This is a genomic window from Arthrobacter sp. T2-23 (assembly GCF_055398325.1).
On sequence record NZ_AP027917.1, the window covers coordinates 2,048,084 to 2,066,069 of the forward strand.

Here is a 17,986-nt window from a genome sequence, read left to right on the forward strand (position 1 = left end):
CGGCATACCTAAGCCCCGGCCCCGTGAGACTCTGCGGGGTCTGAGCCCTCAGTTATACGAAGTTATAGGGAGTTATTGGGTTTTTCCTATAAGTGGCTATAAGTTCCAATAAGCGGAAACAGTTGGATAGCGAGGTCCTCAGCGCGGCGCTGGATTGGCTGACGATGACGGGTTTGGATGTCACCGTTCGGCGGGGTGAATGCTGCAAACCCGATCAGTGCCATTGTCACGAGCCGTCGGCATCAGAACAATGCCCCCAAGTTGAACCGTTCCGAGTCGGCACAGTGGCAGGATGGCACCCATCATGGACAGGCAGTTGCGGCGCGCTCCTGACGCGGAGTGGGTGTTGATGTACCGGCTCGGGCTGAGCCGGAAACGCATCGCTGAGCTGGTGCGCGCCGAACCGGCCACCGTCGGTTACCACCTGGTCATCGCGCGCCGCCAGGACCCGGGGCTCGAGGCGGAACACCTGGCTGCCGCCGGCCCCCACAGACCCTCTCCCGCGGGCCTTGCCCGCATGGAAGAGATCATCACCTGGATCGGCGGAGAGGGGCGGCATCCCCGTGACCGCTCCGGCGACAAGGGTGAACGGTCGATGGCCCGGTGGCTCTCTGACCGTCGGCGCGAAGTGGCCCAAGGCACGCTTCACCCGGCCTATGGCCGGGGCCTTGCCCGAGTCCCCGGGTGGGACTGGAACCACAAGGCAGCGGCCGAGGAAGCCAGATGGCGCCGACGGCTGGCCGAGCTCGTGGACTTCCGCCAGGAAGGCAACGACTGGCCCCGCCATAAGAAGTGCGATTCCGAGCGGGAACACACCCTCGGCGTGTGGGTGCATGCCCAGCGGCAAAAGCAACGCCGCGGCGAGCTCGACCCCGTGAAGGTCAAGCTCCTGGATGATGCAGTTCCGGGGTGGCAGACCGGGAGGACCAGGGGGCGTCCACCCCGACTGTGACCGGAGGGTTGCGACTCTCGAAATGTCAGCCCCCTGGTCATACTGTGCGCATGATCGAGATCCGGCAGCTCTACCCTCGGGACTGGGAACCTACAGAGCCCCTCGTTGCCTACAACAAGGCCGACCGGCGTGTGGTGATCGCAGCCGAGATGCGCCGCGGGAACAATTCCTATTACGACCGCTACGGATACAAGGGCTCCCAAGACATCGTCTGCATCGACTGTCTGGAGGCCGGCCGCGACGTTCCGGTCTCGCTCGTACAGGCGGAGAGGAAGTGTATACACTTCCGCCACAAGGCAGGTGAGGCCCCCGACGGCCTGGGCCGGCACGGCGAGACGGCGGAGCACCTGCACGGCAAACAGCTGATGATGGACTGGGCCGGCTACCAGCGCCACATCCTCCCCGGGTCCGTCGACGATGAAGTCTGGGTGCCGGGGGCCCGGCTGCGCAGCGATGTGAAGGCAGAGACATTCGGCGGCCATCAACTGGCGTTCGAGGTCCAACGCAAGCCGATGGACCGCAAGGACTGGGACCGCCGCCACGGTGGCTATGAGCGCGCAGGTGTCTTTGACTTATGGCTATGGTCCCCCGACGTTCCCCACCTTGTCCTGGACCTACCCCTGACAAGCGTCGTGCTCGACATGGAGCACGAGGAGATCGGCATCATGGTGGCTGACTACGCAGGACGATACCGCCACGCCACGGCGGAGGGTCGCATCATCAGGCCCACCCACTACGCCGCCGCACCGCTGACCGATTGGGGCTTTTCAGCTGCAGGGTCTCTCGTGCCTCCGGCGGAGATGGCCGAGTACATCGGCGACAAACCTGAACCGAGGCGTGTTGCGCAACTCAATGATCACCGGAACCCACCGGCGAAGCCGCCGCTAAACCGACCGCAGCACCCGGGTGCCTCGTCGGGTCAGTACTGGCGCGTCACCCGCTCCGGCTGGGGACAACCGGGCGTTGGTGGACGTGCACCGTATATCGACCCGGAACGCGAAGAGCAACGCAGACTGGATGCCATCGCACGTATTATGAGCAAAAAGCGCTAGGTCGTCGGCACTCCCCGGCACAGCCTAAAGCCCACTGCCGCCCTTCCACTCCTGTGCGCTCACGCGCTTGATGCTGGCGGATTGTGCCCAGCCCAGGTGGTACTTGCCTGAGACATCCAGCCACTCGATGAGGCCGTAGCTGTGTGACCAGGCCACGGCTTTGCCGTAGATCCCGTTGACGCATACGAGGGGTCGGCCGTATTTGGGGAAGTCCCGGATCGGCGAGCTGTCATCCATGGGGCGGGTTTGGTCGGCGTCCAGGCGCGCCATCATCCGGTTCATGTCCTCGGGAGAGCCTGCCTTGATCACAACTCAATTTTAGGGCGGATCTTCACATGCTATCGAACACACGTTCTCCACAGGCTTCTCCACATGTGGATATATTTTCGACTACAGCTCTTTGCCACCGACCACCTACGCGACCCAAGACTAGGGCGTGACGGCCGCTGCGAATTCGTACATTGAAGTTGTACATTGACGGAAGGTCCACGTACTAGCATGTCGGGTACAACCAGGAGGTAGTGATGGCCATAACAGCTAGCGAGGCTCGCCGCGAGCTTGCCCGCCTCATCGAGCGGGTGAATCTCGACCGCACCGAGATCGAGATCGTGTCCAGGCACCGGTCCGCGGTCTTGATGTCGAAGGCGGAGTACGACTCGCTGGTGGAGACAAGCTACTTGCTCCAATCCCCTGAAAACGCTCACCGACTCATATCGGCGCTGGCATCCGCCCGTGGAGGAAGCCTTCGCGGACAATCGGCGAACTGATCACGCGGAACGTCCTGTCTCATGGTCCCGATATGCCTTGAGAACACCAACGAAGAACGCGTTGCGATTGTTCGCAGTCCAAGTACGGGCGAGTCCCATGATTACTTTCATGTGGTTCTTGCGGAATCGAATCCTTCGGGTCTCCGTTCCGGTGGAGCCGCTGACCCGTTTGGACCTCCCCGGCGCCCGTCCGAAGATGTCGTTGACCGGGATCACGCTACCCTCGGTCGAGAAGATTTCACTGAGTTGGTCTCCCGCAGTTGCCCAACTGATGGTGTTCAGCACGAACTCCGGATACGAGACTCGAGAAGCGTCGTGTTGATCTGTCAGCCATCGGCTCAGATCCTTCGGCAGATAGAGGGTAACGTTGCCCGAATGCTCAGCTTCAGAGCTCTCTACCGAGGCAAGCGTTGCGAGACCGACATCCGGCATGCCGGAGACTGGCCGGACCTGATGATCCGCGGACTTCTCGGGCCACTCGGCCGCGGCGGCATACGATTTTGTTCCGTCAGCCAGGTCCAGCCCCACTCCTAGCGGAGTCTCGGTGCCGCATGCCTCGATACCAGGATCGAGTGAATGGCCTGATTCAGCCTGCCGGCGGTGCAAGCAGGTGTCCAAGGCCTTCCCACCCGCTGTAGCCCGCGCGGCACGTGCGAGTCGGTATCGCCTGACGACCGGCGGCAGATCAATCTGGGACAGCTGCACCACCCGCCGTGGCGCCTCGAGTCCACACCTCGTATCGCGCCGCAGACGGAGTCGTGCTGCGCGGACTTCACGCCGCAATGCGGAGAGCGCCTGATCACTCATTTTCAATTCGCAGGTCCTGTTGTAGGTCACTTCTTGTCGCAATCGCTCAGAATCGGATGATTGGCGTCGGCTTCTATAGGGCCGCCGACATGGTCCCCTAAGGAAGGTAGCCCAAGGCGCGGCGGCTCTATAGGCGCAAATATCTTCTTTCAGTGCGCAAACCGGCACGGAGGTCGTCATGGGTGTAGCAGCACCAGCTTGTTTGTGCTGGACCCCGAACCATCCCAACCTTTTTGAACGGAGCTGGTCTCCATGCCCAGGCGACCTGGTCCGACCAGAGTGTTACCGAGCCACCATCTTTCGTGACGGCGCACTCTCTGGGAACGTGTTCTAGGGTGCATTGAATATGTCCAGGCCGGTGCACTCTAGATTCGGCTGCAGGAATGTGTCGGACGCACGCCGGGCGCACCCAGGCAGACCCAGGCGCCGTATTCCCCGAGATCCCAAGGCACACCGGGCACACCCAACCCAACACCAATTACTACCGCAATTTACCGATTCACTATCGCAAGGGTCATCAGGGCGTCGTGTCATGAGACCAGAAGATCCAGTCCGCCGCGGCAAGAACCGCGTCATACCGGGGAAAACAAAAGAACCAGGCGGTCTAGCCGCCTGGCTCTTTTCCTTTTTCCTATGGTGGAGGCACGGGGACTCGAACCCCGAACCCCCTGCTTGCAAAGCAGGTGCGCTACCAATTGCGCCATGCCCCCATAAGAAGCAACCCGTCAATCATACCCCCGCGCCGGAGAGCTGTTTCCAGCTTCCCTGCCGGGGATCCGCACTAATCAACCGTGTCGGTCGATTCGCTCCAGACTGCCTTCCGGGCTTCGGATTCCTGCACTTTCCTGTAGAGCAGGACGCCTGCGATCGAGGCTGCAACTATCAGCAACTTCTTCACACGCACCCCGTTCCGTTCCAGTCTGACGTGGACCTTTACAGGAACCAGTACAGGTTCCGTGGGCGTACCAGGACTTGAACCTGGGACCTCTTCGTTATCAGCGAAGCGCTCTAACCGCCTGAGCTATACGCCCCGATGCCTCATCGGGCCGAGATATGACTTTACAGCACATCCCGGCCCGATCTCAAATCGAGGCATTTCCCCGGGTGCTCTCCGGGAAAAGTATGGGTTTTAGTCGTCCGTCAGGGTGACGCCAATGCCGCCCACGAGGGTGGCCGCGATGTTGTACAGCACTGCCGACAGCATCGAGAGGGCGGTCAGGAGGACCACGTTGATCACGGCGATGATCACGGCGAAAGAGGCAACCTGTCCGAGGGAGGCGACCTTCTTCAGTTCGAAACCGCCGCTTTCGGATCCGGCCAGGGTTCCGAGCAGGCCGTCGACCTGGTCAAAGATGCCGGTCAGGTCCAGGACGGTCCAGAGCACGATCGCGGCGACGACGGTCACGATGCCGAGTGCCACGGAGAGCAGGAAGGCCATCTTGAGCACGGACCAAGGGTCCACCTTGCTGATCAGCAGGCGTGCGCGGCGGACCTTGGCCTTCGGAGCCGGCTTGACGAGGCCCGGCTGACCGGGACGCTGTCCCGGGGCTTCAGGACGCTGTCCCGGGACCGCCGGGCGCTGGCCGGGAGCGGCGGGACGCTGGCCGGAGCCGACGACGCCCGGGCGCTGCTGCGGACGCGACGGCGCGCTTACCCGCGGGGCGGCAGCCGGCGGACGCATGCCGCCGGGGCCGCTGCTCGACTTGGGATATGAGTCGGAATTACTCACGCGTTACCTCCGGTGTTGTCTTCGTCCAGCTCGGCATGGCCTGATGACTCATCTGACTCCGGGGCCGGTACTGATTCTGTCTCTGCGGACCCCTCGCGTGATCCGGTTTCTCCAGCCAACGTTACGTCATCCTGCTCCGTAGCCGGACGTTCAGCGCCGCTTTCGAGGTCAGTTTCCTCGGTCTCGAGGCCGCGTTCGCTGTTCCGGGCCACCGCGATGATGCGGTCATTCTTATCCGGCTTGGCAAAGATCACGCCCATGGTGTCGCGTCCCTTGGCCGGAACGCCGGCGACCGAGGAGCGGACCACCTTGCCGCCTTCCATGACGACCAGGACCTCGTCTTCCTCCTGGACGATCAAGGCACCGACGAGGTGTCCGCGTTCTTCCTGGTATTTGCCGACCTTGATGCCGAGACCGCCACGGCCCTGGAGGCGGTATTCCTCCACCGCGGTGCGCTTGGCGAAGCCGCCTTCGGTGACAATGAAGACGAACGAGCCGTCCTGCACGACGTCGGCCGCCAGCAGTTCGTCATCCTCGCGGAACTTCATGCCGGTCACGCCGGAGGTTGCCCGGCCCATCGGGCGCAGGGCTTCATCCGTGGCGGTGAAGCGGATTGACTGGCCCTTGCGGGACACCAACATCAGGTCATCGGTTTCGGACACCAGCTGCGCGGAGACGAGTTCATCGCCGTCGCGAAGGTTGATCGCGATCACGCCGGCGGAGCGGTTGGTGTCGTAGTCCTCCAGGCGCGTCTTCTTGACCAGGCCGCGCTTGGTGGCGAGCACCAGGTACGGGGCGTGCTGGTAGTCGCGCAGGTCCAGTACCTGGGCAATGTGCTCGTCCGGCTGGAAGGCCAGCAGGTTAGCCACGTGCTGGCCCTTGGCGTCACGGGCTGCCTCGACCAGCTCATAGGCCTTGGCGCGGTAGACGCGGCCCAGGTTGGTGAAGAACAGCAGCCAGTGGTGCGTCGTGGTGACGAAGAAGTGTTCGACGACGTCGTCGCCGCGCAGCTGAGCGCCCTTGATGCCCTTGCCGCCGCGCTGCTGGGAGCGGTAGTTGTCGCTGCGGGTGCGCTTGACGTAGCCGCCCCGGGTGATGGTGACGACCATTTCCTCTTCGGGGATCAGGTCCTCGATCGACATGTCGCCGTCGTAGCCCATCAGCACCTTGGTGCGGCGGTCGTCGCCGTGTTTGGCGACAATCTCGGCGAGTTCGGTGCTGATGATCTCGCGCTGGCGCTCCTCGGAGGCCAGGATCGCGTTGTATTCGGTGATCATGGCTTCGAGTTCGGCATGCTTGTCCTGGATCCGCTGGCGTTCCAGGGCGGCCAAGCGGCGCAGCTGCATGTCCAGGATGGCCCGGGCCTGCATGTCGTCGATGTCCAACAGCTCCATCAGCCCATCGCGGGCCGCTTCGGTGGTACTGGAGGCCCGGATCAGGGCGATGACCTCATCCAGCGCATCCAGCGCCTTCAGCAGGGCACGGAGGATGTGCGCTTCCTCCTCGGCCTTGCGGAGGCGGTACCGGGTCCGCCGGGCGATGACGTCCATCTGGTGTGTGACCCAGTGCCGGATGAACGCGTCGAGGCTGAGCGTGCGCGGCACACCGTCGACAATCGCGAGCATGTTGGCAGCGAAGTTGTCCTGCAGCTGGGTGTGCTTGTAGAGGTTGTTCAGCACCACCTTGGCCACAGCGTCGCGCTTGAGCACAATCACCAGGCGCTGGCCGGTGCGGCCCGAGGTCTCGTCGCGGAGGTCGGCGATGCCAGAGATCTTGCCGTCCTTGACGAGTTCGGCGATCTTGATGGCCAGGTTGTCCGGGTTGGCCTGGTACGGCAACTCGGTGACCACGAGGCAGGTGCGGCCCTGGAGTTCCTCCACGTTGACCACCGCGCGCATGGTGATCGAACCGCGGCCCGTGCGGTACGCGTCCTCGATGCCCTTGTGGCCCAGAATGGTAGCGCCGGTCGGGAAGTCGGGGCCCTTAATGCGCTGGATGAGCTCTTCGAGCAGCTCTTCGCGGCTTGCGGTCGGGTTGGCCAGGTACCACTGCACGCCGTCGGCAACCTCCCGGAGGTTGTGCGGCGGAATGTTGGTGGCCATGCCGACGGCGATGCCGGAGGAGCCGTTCACCAGCAGGTTCGGGAACCGCGCCGGCAGGATGGTCGGTTCCTGGTTCTTGCCGTCGTAGTTGTCCTGGAAATCGACGGTTTCCTCGTCGATGTCGCGGACCATTTCCATCGCCAGCGGGGCCATCTTGGTTTCGGTGTACCGCGGCGCGGCGGCCCCGTCGTTGCCGGGCGATCCGAAGTTGCCCTGTCCCAGCGCCAGCGGGTAGCGCATGGTCCAGTCCTGGATGAGGCGGACCAGGGCATCGTAGATCGCGGTATCGCCGTGCGGGTGGTACTGGCCCATGACTTCGCCGACCACGCGGGCACACTTGTTGAAGGATCGCTCCGGGCGGTAGCCGCCGTCGAACATCGCGTAGAGCACGCGGCGGTGCACCGGCTTGAGGCCGTCGCGGACGTCCGGAAGCGCGCGGCCCACGATCACGGCCATGGCGTAGTCGAGGTAGGAGCGCTGCATTTCGGTCTGCAGGTCGACCTGCTCAACGCGGTCCGTCAGCACATCGGTATCAAGAACGTTGCCTTCGAGTACGGGCTCCGCACCGGCGGCGGGGACTTCGGGTGTTTCGTCACTCATCGTCTATATTTTCCGTTTCAGGTATATATCGGTTCTGGAATATGCAGGGCCTTGGCCGCTAGATATCGAGGAACCTAACGTCCTTGGCGTTCTGCTGAATGAAGTTTCGGCGGGATTCGACGTCTTCGCCCATCAGGACGGAGAAGGTCTGGTCCGCTGCCAGGGCATCGTCCATAGTGACCTGCAGGAGGGTGCGGTGCTCCGGGTCCATGGTGGTGTCCCAGAGTTCCGTGTAGTCCATCTCGCCGAGACCCTTGTAACGCTGGATGCCGTTGTCCTTGGGAATACGGCGGCCGGCGGCCTGGCCGGAGAGCAGCTTCGCGTCGCGTTCCCGGTCGCTGTAAACGTAGTCGTGCGGGGCGTTGGACCACTTGATCCGGTACAGCGGCGGCTGGGCGAGGTAGACGTAGCCGTTCTCGATCAGCGGGCGCATGTAGCGGAACAGCAGGGTCATCAGCAGCGTGGTGATGTGCTGGCCGTCGACGTCGGCGTCGGCCATCAGGACGATCTTGTGGTACCGCAGCTTGGCGAGATCAAAGTCCTCGCCAATGCCGGTGCCGAAGGCGGTGATCATGGACTGGACCTCGGCGTTGCCGAGCGCCTTGTCCAGCCGGGCGCGCTCGACGTTGAGGATCTTGCCGCGCAGCGGCAGGATGGCCTGGGTTTCGGGGTTGCGTCCGCGTTTGGCCGAACCACCGGCGGAGTCGCCCTCCACGAGGTACACCTCGCACTTGGCAGGATCCTTGGACGAGCAATCGGACAGCTTGCCGGGCATACCGAAGGACTCCAGCGGGCTCTTCCGGCGCGCGTTGTCGCGGGCCTTGCGCGCAGCCATCCGGGCCTGGGCTGCGGAGATGGCCTTTCGGATGACGTCGCGGGCCGGGCCGGGATTGCGTTCCAGCCAGTCGCCGAGGCCGTCGGTGACCACGCGCTGGACAAAGCCCTTGACCTCGGAATTGCCGAGCTTGGTCTTGGTCTGGCCCTCGAACTGCGGCTCGGAGAGCTTGACCGAAATAACCGCGGTCAGGCCTTCCCGGATGTCGTCACCCGTGAGGTTGTCGTCTTTTTCCTTGATGATGCTCTTCTCCCGCGCATAGCGGTTGATGAGCGAGGTCATCGCGGCGCGGAAACCCTCTTCGTGGGTGCCGCCCTCGTGGGTGTTGATGGTGTTGGCGTAGGTGTGGACGCTCTCGGAGTACGCGTTGGTCCACTGCATCGCCATTTCCAGGGCGATGTGCCGTTCCGTGTCCTCGGTTTCGAAAGCAATGACGTCTTCGTGGACGACGTCGACCTTCTTCCCCGAGTTGAGGTGCTTCACGTAGTCCAGCAGGCCGTCGTCGTACTGGTAGACCACGGTGTGGAACTCGGCGGGGACTTCGCCCTCGGTCTCGACGACGTCGAGGTTCAGGTCTCCGTCTTCGGATGGTTCAGCGGCGGCGCGGCGCTCGTCCGTCAGTGTGATGCGCAGGCCCTTGTTGAGGAAGGCCATCTGCTGGAAGCGGGCGCGCAGGGTCTCGAAATCGAATTCCACGCTCTCGAAGATGGTGGGGTCCGGGTAGAACGTCTGGGTGGTGCCGGTCTCGGTGGTTTCCTCGCCCTTGACCAGGCCGCCCTGCGGTTTGCCGCCGTCGGCGAAGGACATCCGCCAGACGTGGCCCTGCCGGCGGACCTCGGTGTCGACGCGGCTGGACAGCGCGTTGACCACGGAAATACCAACGCCGTGCAGTCCGCCGGAGACGGCATACCCGCCGCCGCCGAACTTGCCGCCGGCGTGCAGGATGGTCATGACGACTTCAACCGTCGGCTTGTGCTCGGTGGGGTGCATGTCCACCGGGATGCCGCGGCCGTTGTCGACCACCTTCACGCCGCCGTCGGCCGTCAGGACGATCTCGATGTGCGTGCAGTAGCCGGCCAGCGCTTCGTCAACCGAGTTGTCGACGACTTCATAGACGAGGTGGTGCAGGCCGCGGGGTCCGGTGGAGCCGATGTACATGCCCGGGCGTTTCCGGACAGCTTCCAGGCCCTCAAGCACGGTGATGTCGCTGGCACCGTATTCGCGCGGCGTCGCCGCCTCCGCGGGTGTGTCCGCCGGAGCGCCTCCCGCCGCTGGTTCCGTTGCCGGGATATCTGCATTGTCGTTAGCCACAGGCGCTTTCGACTCCTCTATGTTCGTTGAAGGCCGGCCGTCGCCGTCTCCCAAGAGGAACGGCCACCGCCAACAGGCACGTCACTGACGGCACCGGCAACATCGCTTGCGAGTTCCTGTTTCCACACACAAAAAGTGCGTCGGAAACGGACTCAGTCGACGTTTCACCGGCGCCCAGTTATCTATCACGATTCTACCGTGTTATAGGGCGGAAACCCGCATTCTAGAGGCCCAAACGGCGGGTAAAGTGCCGCTGGGAGGCCGTTGACTCCACCTGCAAGGCTCCAGGGGTGCTCCGGCTGGGTTCCTATACGCATCCGGGGCGTTAGAGCGCCCTACACGGCGTTTGCGCATTTTTCAATAGTTTTGGAAGGAGTGCTTCATACCCGGGCCACAGCAGCCGGCGCCTACCCGTAGGTGTCGCGCGGGCCGCGGCCGTTGACCGTCCGCGCCCCCTTGCGCCAACTCGGTGCCGCGGGACCCAACACCTGGATGCTGGTGACGACGCCCTCGCCGAGTTCATTGCGGAAATTCTCCAGCAGGCTCAGGCTCAGCAGGCGCAGCTGGGTGGCCCACGCCGTCGAATCGCAGCGCACATGCAGCGTCGTATCGGTGAAACTCTCCGGTGTGCAGTGCGCGGAAATCTCGGGGCCCACCAGGGCCGGCCACTGGGCCATCACCGATCCAACCGCCACCGGCGAGCTCCAGCCGCGTTCGGCCACCAGCCGTCCCACCACCTTGCCGAGCCCCAGCGGGTCGCGGCCGGTGCCGTGGAACTGGGCGAATCCGCGGGTTCCGGCACTGCGGGCCGGTTTCTGCGTGCTTCCGGGGCGGGGCGGCGCCTTCCGGCGGATTTCACCCCGTGCGGCCGCCGCGTCCCGCATCCGGTTCAAGGCGGCCTGGGCGGCGTCGATGTCATCCGGGTCGCGGCCCGGCTGCAGTCCGCCGTCGGTATCCTTATTCATCGCCTGTCACTCATGGTTTGTCCGGCTCATCGAGTCCTCCCGGAATGACCTTCACCCGCCGTCCGGCGAGTTCGGCCGGGATGTCGTCCTCGACGGCGGCGGTCACCAGGACCTGCTCCGCGCCGGAGACTATTGATGCCAGTTTACGCCGCCGCTGGACGTCCAGCTCGGCAAAGACATCGTCCAGGATCAGGATGGGCGCCGACCCGCCGGTGCGCGCATCGTCCAGCATGACGTAGTAGGAGGCCAGCCGCAGGGCCAGACACATGGACCAGGTTTCCCCGTGCGAGGCGTACCCCTTGGCCGGGGCCTGGCCCAGGACCAGTTCGAGTTCATCCCGGTGCGGCCCCACCAGGGAAATGCCGCGTTCCAGTTCCTTGCGCCGGGAAGCCGCGAAGGCCCGGACATAACGTTGGGTGAGCTCCTCGACACTCAGCGGGCGAAGGTCTTCCATCCCCTCGGCCGGCTCGGCGCCGGAGGATGCGGCGGTAGCCTCGCCGTCGTCGTCAAACGCCCCCTGCAGGGTGGAGCGATAGGCCGCGCCGGCGGCTTTGGACCCGTCGGTGAGCTGGGCGTAAGCGTTATTGAGGTGGGGCTGCAGCCGTTCGACCAGCTCCAACCGCGCGTGCAGGAGTTCGGCCCCGGCCCTGGCCATGTGTTGGTCCCAGACATCAAGGGTGGCTTCATGGCCGGCAGTGAATTTGCCGGCCCGGCCCGATTTCAGCAGGGCATTGCGTTGTTTCAGCACCCGGTCGTAGTCGCTGCGCGTGGCAGCGTGCCGCGGGACCAGGCTGACCAGCAGTTCATCCAGGAAGCGGCGCCGGTTCGACGGGTCACCCTTGACCAGGGCGAGGTCCTCCGGGGCAAAGAGCACCGTCTGGCAGATGCCCAGGATGTCCCTGGCACGGACCGGGTTGCTGCGGTTGATCCGCGCACGGTTCGCCCGGCCGGCATTGATTTCCAGTTCCAGTACGGTGGACTGGTCACCGCGGACCAGTTTTGCCCGGATCATGGCCCGTTCGGTACCGAAGCGCAACAGCGGGGCATCCGTACTGACCCGGTGCGAGCTGAGCGTGGCGAGGTACCCGATCGCTTCCATCAGGTTGGTCTTGCCGATGCCGTTGGAACCGACGAGCACGGTAACCCCCGGTTCCAGGCTGAGGTCCACCTGGGCGTAACTGCGGAAATCTGTCAGCGAAAGTTGTTCTAGGTACACGCCGGTTTCAGGACTCCAGGAACTACTTGGCCGGCCGGGTTGCGTGGCCGCCGAACTGGTGGCGCAGCGCGGACACCATCTTCATCGCCGGCGAGCTGTCTTCGCGGGAGGAGAAGCGCGCAAAAAGGGCCGCAGTGATGGCCGGCGCCGGCACGGCATTGGCGATCGCTTCCTCGACGGTCCAGCGGCCTTCGCCGGAATCTTCGACGTAGTCGTCGATGGATTCCAGCCCGGGATCTTCATCCAGGGCCTTAACCATCAGGTCCAGCAGCCAGGAGCGCACGACCGTGCCCTTTTGCCAGGCCCGGAAGGTTCCCGGCAGATCGGAGACGATGTCCTTTGCGGCGAGGAGCTCATAGCCTTCCGCGTAAGCCTGCATCAGGCCGTATTCGATGCCGTTGTGCACCATCTTGGCGTAGTGTCCGGCACCCACGCCGCCCACATGCACGAAGCTGTCCGCACGCTCACCTTCCGGTCGGAGCGCATCAAAGACCGGGAGTGCCCGTTCGATGTCGGCCGCGTCGCCGCCGGCCATCAGTCCATAGCCGTTCTGGAGGCCCCAGACGCCACCGGAAACGCCGCAGTCGGCGAAATGGATACCCAGTTCAGCCAGTGCGGCGGCGTGCTTTTGATCTTCGGTGAACCGCGAGTTCCCGCCGTCAATCACGAGGTCGCCGGCGTCGAGCTTGCTGCCGAGTTCGGTGATCACGGCGTCGGTGATGTCGCCGGCGGGGACCATAACCCAGATCACCCGGGGCGCCGGAACCGCGGCAATCAGCTCGTCAATGCTGGCGACGTCGGTCACGTCCGGGTTGCGGTCAAAACCGGTGACCTCGACCCCGCCCTTGCGCAGGCGCTCGCGCATGTTGAAACCCATTTTTCCAAGGCCGATCAGTCCGATGTGCACGGGGTGAACTCTTTTCTGCGCTGGGGTGTCGGTTGTCGTTTTGGGGCCCAGAACGACAACAGCCTCGGCCCACGCCTCCAGGCTTCCCTTGCCGAGCTGGCGAGGCGAGGGTGGCGATGGGGACTAGTTGGGCAGGCGGACTGGCATAACCAGGTAACGGTAGTCGCCTTGGTCTTCGCCGTCGGCGTCCTGCTGGGCGGTGATCATCGCCGGCTTCGGAGCCGTGGTGAAGGAGAACCGGACGAATTTGGTCTCAATCACGGTGAGGCCCTCGATGAGGTAGTGCGGGTTGAAGGCAACCGTGATGTCCTCGCCGGTCAGCTGGGCTTCAAGCTCTTCCGAGGCCTGGGCGTCCTCGCCGGTACCGGCGTCGAGGTGCAGCTGTCCCTGGGTGAACGCGAGCCGGACCGGGGTGTTCCGTTCGGCCACGAGCGAGACACGGCGCACGGCTTCGACCAGTTCCTGGGTCTGCACGGTGGCGTGAATCGGGGTGGAGTCCGGGAACAGCGAGCGGATCTTCGGGTAGTCGCCGTCGACCAGGAGGGACGTCGTGGTGCGGCCGCCGCTCTCGAAGCCGATCAGCCGGCTGTCGTCGTCGGCGAGGGCGAGGTTGATGTCGCCACTGCCTCCGAGGGTCTTGGCTACTTCGTTCAGGGTCTTCGCTTTGACCAGGGCGCTCGTGGAAATTCCGGGGGTGGCGGGCTTCCACGGGACTTCGCGCATGGCCAGCCGGTAGCGGTCGGTGGCCAGCAACGTGATGAGGTCGTCTTCGATTTCCATCCGGACACCGGTCAGGATGGGCAGGGTGTCGTCCTTGCTGGCCGCGATGATCACCTGCGAAACGGCCTGGGCAAACGAATCACCCGGCACCGTGCCGCTGATCGGCGGAAGTGAAGGCAGCGGCGGGTATTCCGCCTCCGGCATGGTGGCCAGGTGGAAGCTGCTTCGGCGGCAGCTCAGCGTGACTTTGTTGCCGTCGGTCTCGATGTCCACGGGTGCGGACGGCAGGCTGCGGCAGATGTCGGCCAGCAGACGACCGGAAACCAAGATGGTGCCTTCGGTGGTGATGTCGGCAGGAATTTCCAAGCGGGCCGAGGTCTCGTAGTCAAAGCTCGAGAGGCTCACGGTGCCGGCTTCGGCCTTGAGGAGCAGACCGGAAAGCACTGGAACGGGCGGCCGCGGAGACAACGACCGGGCGGCCCAGGTCACGGCTTCGGCCAGGACGTCCCGCTCGACTCTGAACTTCACGGAAGGGTGCCGCCTTTCATTGCTGCTGACATCGCTACGAATCATCTCTAAAAATTGGCACTAAAAGTCATAGTGCCACGGCGGTTCCGGGCGTCGTGCCGGATCCGCCAAAAAGCTAAGTGCATGCATCCCGGAGGCCGGTCACCCGGCCCCGGTTCCGGTGAGCGAATGACAAGAGCGTGTCCGGGACGGACACACTGCAGACAGCTTAGCCCCAAGAACCGAGTTCTCCCATCCCCGGGTTACACCAGTGTGGTTCTCGGCTTTGGTTCAGCACGGCCTTGGGCCGGCCGGCGGAGGGTCGAAAAGAAACTGTTGTTTGAGGGAATTTCATTTTCTTGGGATTAGTAGTGTTAATAACTGCTGTGGAAACTGTGGATAACTCGATCTCGCGGTGCAGTTCCGCGGTTAAGCCCTGTTCATGGACTGTGGGTGGAGCAGGTTTTAAACAGGGTGTGGATGGGGACAACATTTTGTGCCGTTTCGACGATCCACAGGCGCCTTAAGGGTTTTAAGCCCACTAACCGCGGTTGTCCCCTTAACTGTCCACAGGGTTGTCCACAGTGCACTGTTAACAAGGTAAGAGTGCGCGGCGCGGGAGCTTAGGAATTGCGCTGCTGCTGCTTGATCCGGTTGGTCAGCTCGGTGACCTGGTTGTAGATCACGCGGCGCTCCGCCATGAGCTCACGGATCTTCCGGTCGGCGTGGATCACCGTGGTGTGGTCCCGGCCACCGAGTTCCTGGCCGATTTTGGGCAGGGACATGTCCGTGAGCTCCCGGCACAGGTACATGGCGATCTGCCTCGCGGTGACCAGCGTCCGGGTCCGGGACTTGCTGCAGAGTTCCTCCATGCTGAGCTTGAAGTAGTCGGCAGTCTGGGTGAGAATCTGCGCCGAGGTGATCTCCTGGGCGCCGTCGTCGGTGATCAGGTCCTTGAGCACCATCTCGGCCAGGGCCACATCCACCGGCTGCCGGTTCAGGCTCGCGAAGGCCGTGACCCGGATCAGCGCACCCTCGAGCTCGCGGATGTTGCTGGAGATCTTCGAAGCGATGTACTCCAGGGCGTCGTCGGGGGCGGAGAGGCCTTCGCTCAGGGCCTTCTTGCGAAGGATCGCGATTCGGGTTTCCAGTTCCGGCGGCTGGATGTCCGTCAGCAGGCCCCACTCGAAGCGCGACTTCATGCGGTCCTCGAAGCCGGCAAGCAGCTTGGGCGGCTGGTCGGAGGTGATGACGACCTGCTTGTTGTTGTTGTGCAGGGCGTTGAAGGTGTGGAAGAACTCCTCGAGCGTCCGGTCCTTGCCCGCGAGGAACTGGATGTCATCGATCAGCAGGACATCGACATTGCGGTAGGTGGTTTTGAAGCTAGTGCCTTCATCGTCGCGGATCGAGTTGATGAAGTCGTTGGTGAATTCCTCGGAGTTCACGTAGCGGACCCGAATGCCGCTGTAGAGGCGGCGGGCGTAGTGGCCGATCGCGTGCAGCAGGTGGGTCTTGCCCAGGCCGGAGTCGCCGTAGATGAACAGCGGGTTGTAGGCCTTGGCGGGGGCCTCGGCGACAGCGACGGCGGCCGCGTGCGCAAAGCGGTTGGAGGAACCGATCACGAACGTGTCAAAAACGTACTTCGGGTTGAGGCGGCCGAATTCGTGGGAAGTGCTCGGCAGCATCGGCTGGGGCTTCAGCTCCACCAAGGGGTCGGCCACCAGGGACAGCTCGTCGGAGGGCTCCGGTTCGACGTGCAGCGGCACCAGCTCGGTGTCGACGTCGATCGCGCAGCGGATCTCGTCGGAAAAGACATCGCGCAGTGCGTCGTCGAGGGCTTCCTTGACCTGGGTCTGCAGGACCTCACGGGTGAGCTCATTGGGAACGGCCACCAGCAAGGTGGACCCGATCAGGCCCTGGGCCTGGGCGAGGATCACGAAGCCACGCTGCCGGGGGGTGACCCGGTGGTCGTTCTCCAGGAGGCTGACCACCCGCCGCCAGGAACTTCCGACGGTGTTCGCGTGGTTGGCTTCGTCTACCGTCATCAATCAGTTCCTCAAACCTTGCTTGCCTGCGTTACCTGCAGCCACAGGACCCGAACCAGGCTGCTGGCCCGGGCTTAATCCACAGGGTTGTGCACAGTCCGTGGATAATCGGCTACTGGGACACTCTAGGGGATGAAAAGCCTAGAAGATAGCTGGGGTTAGCCCTGTGGATAATCACACCGGTGTAGTTCGAAATCGGGGCGCGTGACGCACTTCATCCACAGGCCGGCGGGCGGGTTAACCACAGCTGGGGACAGGCGGCAGCGCAGCTCCCGGTTTGACTCGGGAGGCGTTTTTCGCCTAACGTTGTGAAGTCCTTTGTGTCCGCTTTTCGCCTCATTGAATCTCTCCCCGACGCCTGCGTCTTTGCGAGTCGAGGGAAGCGGCGCATACAAAACTTAGCGTCGGCCAGTTCTTCCCCTTTTTTGATCGGGTGGGCGCACCTTTGATCCACTGGAGTAACTAACGTGAGCAAGCGGACTTTTCAGCCGAATAACCGCCGTCGAGCCAAGAAGCACGGCTTCCGCCTTCGTATGCGTACCCGTGCCGGCCGTGCCATCCTGGCAGCCCGTCGTGGCAAGGGCCGCACCGAGCTGTCGGCCTAAATAACTGACTCGTCGGTCACCATCCCTATGCGAGTTGAACGGTGCTAGCCACCCGGAACCGTCTGAGGACCCCTACCGATTTTTCAACAACTGTACGTTCCGGCGTCCGCAATGGACGCCGGAACTTAGTGTTATATACGGCAGCTCTCGCTGCCGATGAACCAAGCCGGATCGGTTTCATCGTTTCCAAGAGTGTCGGGAACGCTGTTGTCAGGAACCTCGTTAAGAGGAGACTAAGAGAAGCCGGCGCCTTGTCGCTGCAGAAGTATCCCAGCGGGTTCGCTATCGTGGTCCGGGCCCTGCCCGCCTCGGCGGCAGCCGGCTGGGACAATCTGCTGGGCGACTATGACGCCGCTTTGGAGACAACCATGAAACGGTTGGGCAGCCGCCTTCCCCAGGCCGCTTCTACAGTTTCTTACGAGACAACACAGGAAGGGACCCCGCGTGCGTAACTCAACTGCCGCCGTCGTCCCCGTTCCTGGATCTCGTTTCAAAGCCTTGGCAGCCTGGCTCGGCCGGGCGCTCTGGAACCTTCCCCGCAACATCCTGATCCTGCTGCTGATCGGCTACCGCAAGGTGGTGTCCCCGCTGTACGGACAGGTTTGCCGATTCTTCCCCAGTTGCTCGGCGTACGCGCTGGAAGCAGTCACGGTGCACGGCGCCGTCAAGGGAAGCTGGCTCGCGGTCCGGCGCCTCTTGCGCTGCCACCCATGGAATTCCGGCGGTGTGGACCATGTCCCCGCCGGTCACCGGGAGTGGCCCGACGGCCACACCCCCAGAATTGTTGTGCTGAACAACCCGGACAAGTACCTGGCTGTTCAGTCTGATGGAGAAGGCCGCTCGGCGGCCTGACGAGTAGGGATAAC

General features: G+C 63.6%; 17 protein-coding genes and 2 tRNA genes. 6 read left to right on the forward strand and 13 right to left on the reverse strand.

Annotated features, from left to right (window positions below):
* Window positions 1-304 precede the first annotated feature (304 nt).
* Together ACZ5Z0_RS09495 and ACZ5Z0_RS09500 are read left to right on the forward strand one after the other, a co-directional pair.
* A complete protein-coding gene (locus tag ACZ5Z0_RS09495) occupies window positions 305-952 on the forward strand; it encodes a helicase associated domain-containing protein (RefSeq protein WP_464108194.1) in 648 nt (215 codons plus the stop codon).
* 50 nt (window positions 953-1,002) lie between these two features.
* Complete coding sequence (locus ACZ5Z0_RS09500) at window positions 1,003-2,004, forward strand: competence protein CoiA family protein (protein WP_464108195.1); 1,002 nt, start codon at window positions 1,003-1,005, stop codon at window positions 2,002-2,004.
* A gap of 24 nt (window positions 2,005-2,028) precedes the next feature.
* Here ACZ5Z0_RS09500 and ACZ5Z0_RS09505 read toward each other — a convergent pair whose 3' ends face one another.
* Window positions 2,029-2,313 carry a hypothetical protein gene (locus ACZ5Z0_RS09505; protein ID WP_464108196.1) on the reverse strand — a complete coding sequence of 95 codons (285 nt, stop codon included), beginning with the start codon at window positions 2,311-2,313 and terminating at the stop codon, window positions 2,029-2,031.
* Between the two features lie 215 nt (window positions 2,314-2,528).
* On the opposite strand from ACZ5Z0_RS09505, the gene ACZ5Z0_RS09510 reads away from it, so the two are divergent.
* Window positions 2,529-2,771: a type II toxin-antitoxin system Phd/YefM family antitoxin gene (locus ACZ5Z0_RS09510; protein WP_464108197.1), complete on the forward strand. Its 243-nt coding sequence runs from the start codon at window positions 2,529-2,531 to the stop codon at window positions 2,769-2,771.
* On the opposite strand, the gene ACZ5Z0_RS09515 is transcribed toward ACZ5Z0_RS09510, so the two are convergent.
* The 12 genes from ACZ5Z0_RS09515 to dnaA form a co-directional block, all read right to left on the reverse strand.
* Window positions 2,772-3,299 (reverse strand): RNA-binding protein, encoded by a 528-nt coding sequence (locus tag ACZ5Z0_RS09515; RefSeq protein ID WP_464108198.1) that lies wholly within the window; start codon window positions 3,297-3,299, stop codon window positions 2,772-2,774. It abuts the gene before it with no gap.
* Between the two features lie 913 nt (window positions 3,300-4,212).
* Window positions 4,213-4,288, reverse strand: a tRNA-Ala gene (locus ACZ5Z0_RS09520).
* A 71-nt stretch (window positions 4,289-4,359) separates the two neighbouring features.
* Window positions 4,360-4,482: a DLW-39 family protein gene (locus tag ACZ5Z0_RS09525; RefSeq protein ID WP_464108199.1), complete on the reverse strand. Its 123-nt coding sequence runs from the start codon at window positions 4,480-4,482 to the stop codon at window positions 4,360-4,362.
* A 53-nt stretch (window positions 4,483-4,535) separates the two neighbouring features.
* Window positions 4,536-4,609: transfer RNA gene (locus tag ACZ5Z0_RS09530), tRNA-Ile, on the reverse strand.
* A 98-nt stretch (window positions 4,610-4,707) separates the two neighbouring features.
* Complete coding sequence (locus ACZ5Z0_RS09535) at window positions 4,708-5,307, reverse strand: DUF3566 domain-containing protein (protein ID WP_464108200.1); 600 nt, start codon at window positions 5,305-5,307, stop codon at window positions 4,708-4,710.
* On the reverse strand, window positions 5,304-8,009 hold the full coding sequence (gyrA, locus tag ACZ5Z0_RS09540; RefSeq protein ID WP_464108201.1) for a DNA gyrase subunit A: 2,706 nt from the start codon (window positions 8,007-8,009) through the stop codon (window positions 5,304-5,306). Before gyrA ends, ACZ5Z0_RS09535 begins: the two co-directional genes overlap by 4 nt.
* Before the next feature lie 58 nt (window positions 8,010-8,067).
* Window positions 8,068-10,155 carry a DNA topoisomerase (ATP-hydrolyzing) subunit B gene (gene gyrB, locus ACZ5Z0_RS09545; protein WP_464108202.1) on the reverse strand — a complete coding sequence of 696 codons (2,088 nt, stop codon included), beginning with the start codon at window positions 10,153-10,155 and terminating at the stop codon, window positions 8,068-8,070.
* 407 nt (window positions 10,156-10,562) lie between these two features.
* Window positions 10,563-11,120: a DciA family protein gene (locus ACZ5Z0_RS09550; RefSeq protein ID WP_464108203.1), complete on the reverse strand. Its 558-nt coding sequence runs from the start codon at window positions 11,118-11,120 to the stop codon at window positions 10,563-10,565.
* Window positions 11,121-11,130: 10 nt separating this feature from the next.
* Window positions 11,131-12,336, reverse strand: a complete 1,206-nt coding sequence (gene recF, locus ACZ5Z0_RS09555; RefSeq protein ID WP_464108204.1) for a DNA replication/repair protein RecF — start codon at window positions 12,334-12,336, stop codon at window positions 11,131-11,133.
* Between the two features lie 22 nt (window positions 12,337-12,358).
* The gene (gnd, locus tag ACZ5Z0_RS09560) at window positions 12,359-13,243 is read right to left on the reverse strand and encodes a phosphogluconate dehydrogenase (NAD(+)-dependent, decarboxylating) (RefSeq protein ID WP_464108205.1); all 885 of its coding nucleotides are present in this window, start codon (window positions 13,241-13,243) and stop codon (window positions 12,359-12,361) included.
* Between the two features lie 123 nt (window positions 13,244-13,366).
* A complete protein-coding gene (gene dnaN, locus ACZ5Z0_RS09565) occupies window positions 13,367-14,491 on the reverse strand; it encodes a DNA polymerase III subunit beta (RefSeq protein WP_464108206.1) in 1,125 nt (374 codons plus the stop codon).
* Window positions 14,492-15,093: 602 nt separating this feature from the next.
* Entirely contained in the window at window positions 15,094-16,515 is a 1,422-nt protein-coding gene (gene dnaA / locus ACZ5Z0_RS09570; protein WP_464108207.1) for a chromosomal replication initiator protein DnaA, read from the reverse strand.
* Between the two features lie 467 nt (window positions 16,516-16,982).
* Between dnaA and rpmH the strand changes: the two genes are divergently transcribed.
* From rpmH to yidD, 3 genes are read left to right on the forward strand one after another with little or no spacing between them, the layout of a single operon-like run.
* A complete protein-coding gene (gene rpmH / locus ACZ5Z0_RS09575) occupies window positions 16,983-17,120 on the forward strand; it encodes a 50S ribosomal protein L34 (RefSeq protein ID WP_003800212.1) in 138 nt (45 codons plus the stop codon).
* A 41-nt stretch (window positions 17,121-17,161) separates the two neighbouring features.
* Window positions 17,162-17,572, forward strand: coding sequence for a ribonuclease P protein component (gene rnpA / locus ACZ5Z0_RS09580; protein WP_464108208.1), 411 nt, complete (start codon window positions 17,162-17,164; stop codon window positions 17,570-17,572).
* Window positions 17,565-17,972, forward strand: coding sequence for a membrane protein insertion efficiency factor YidD (gene yidD / locus ACZ5Z0_RS09585; protein ID WP_464108209.1), 408 nt, complete (start codon window positions 17,565-17,567; stop codon window positions 17,970-17,972). The genes rnpA and yidD overlap by 8 nt, the downstream gene beginning before the upstream one ends.
* Window positions 17,973-17,986: the final 14 nt, after the last annotated feature.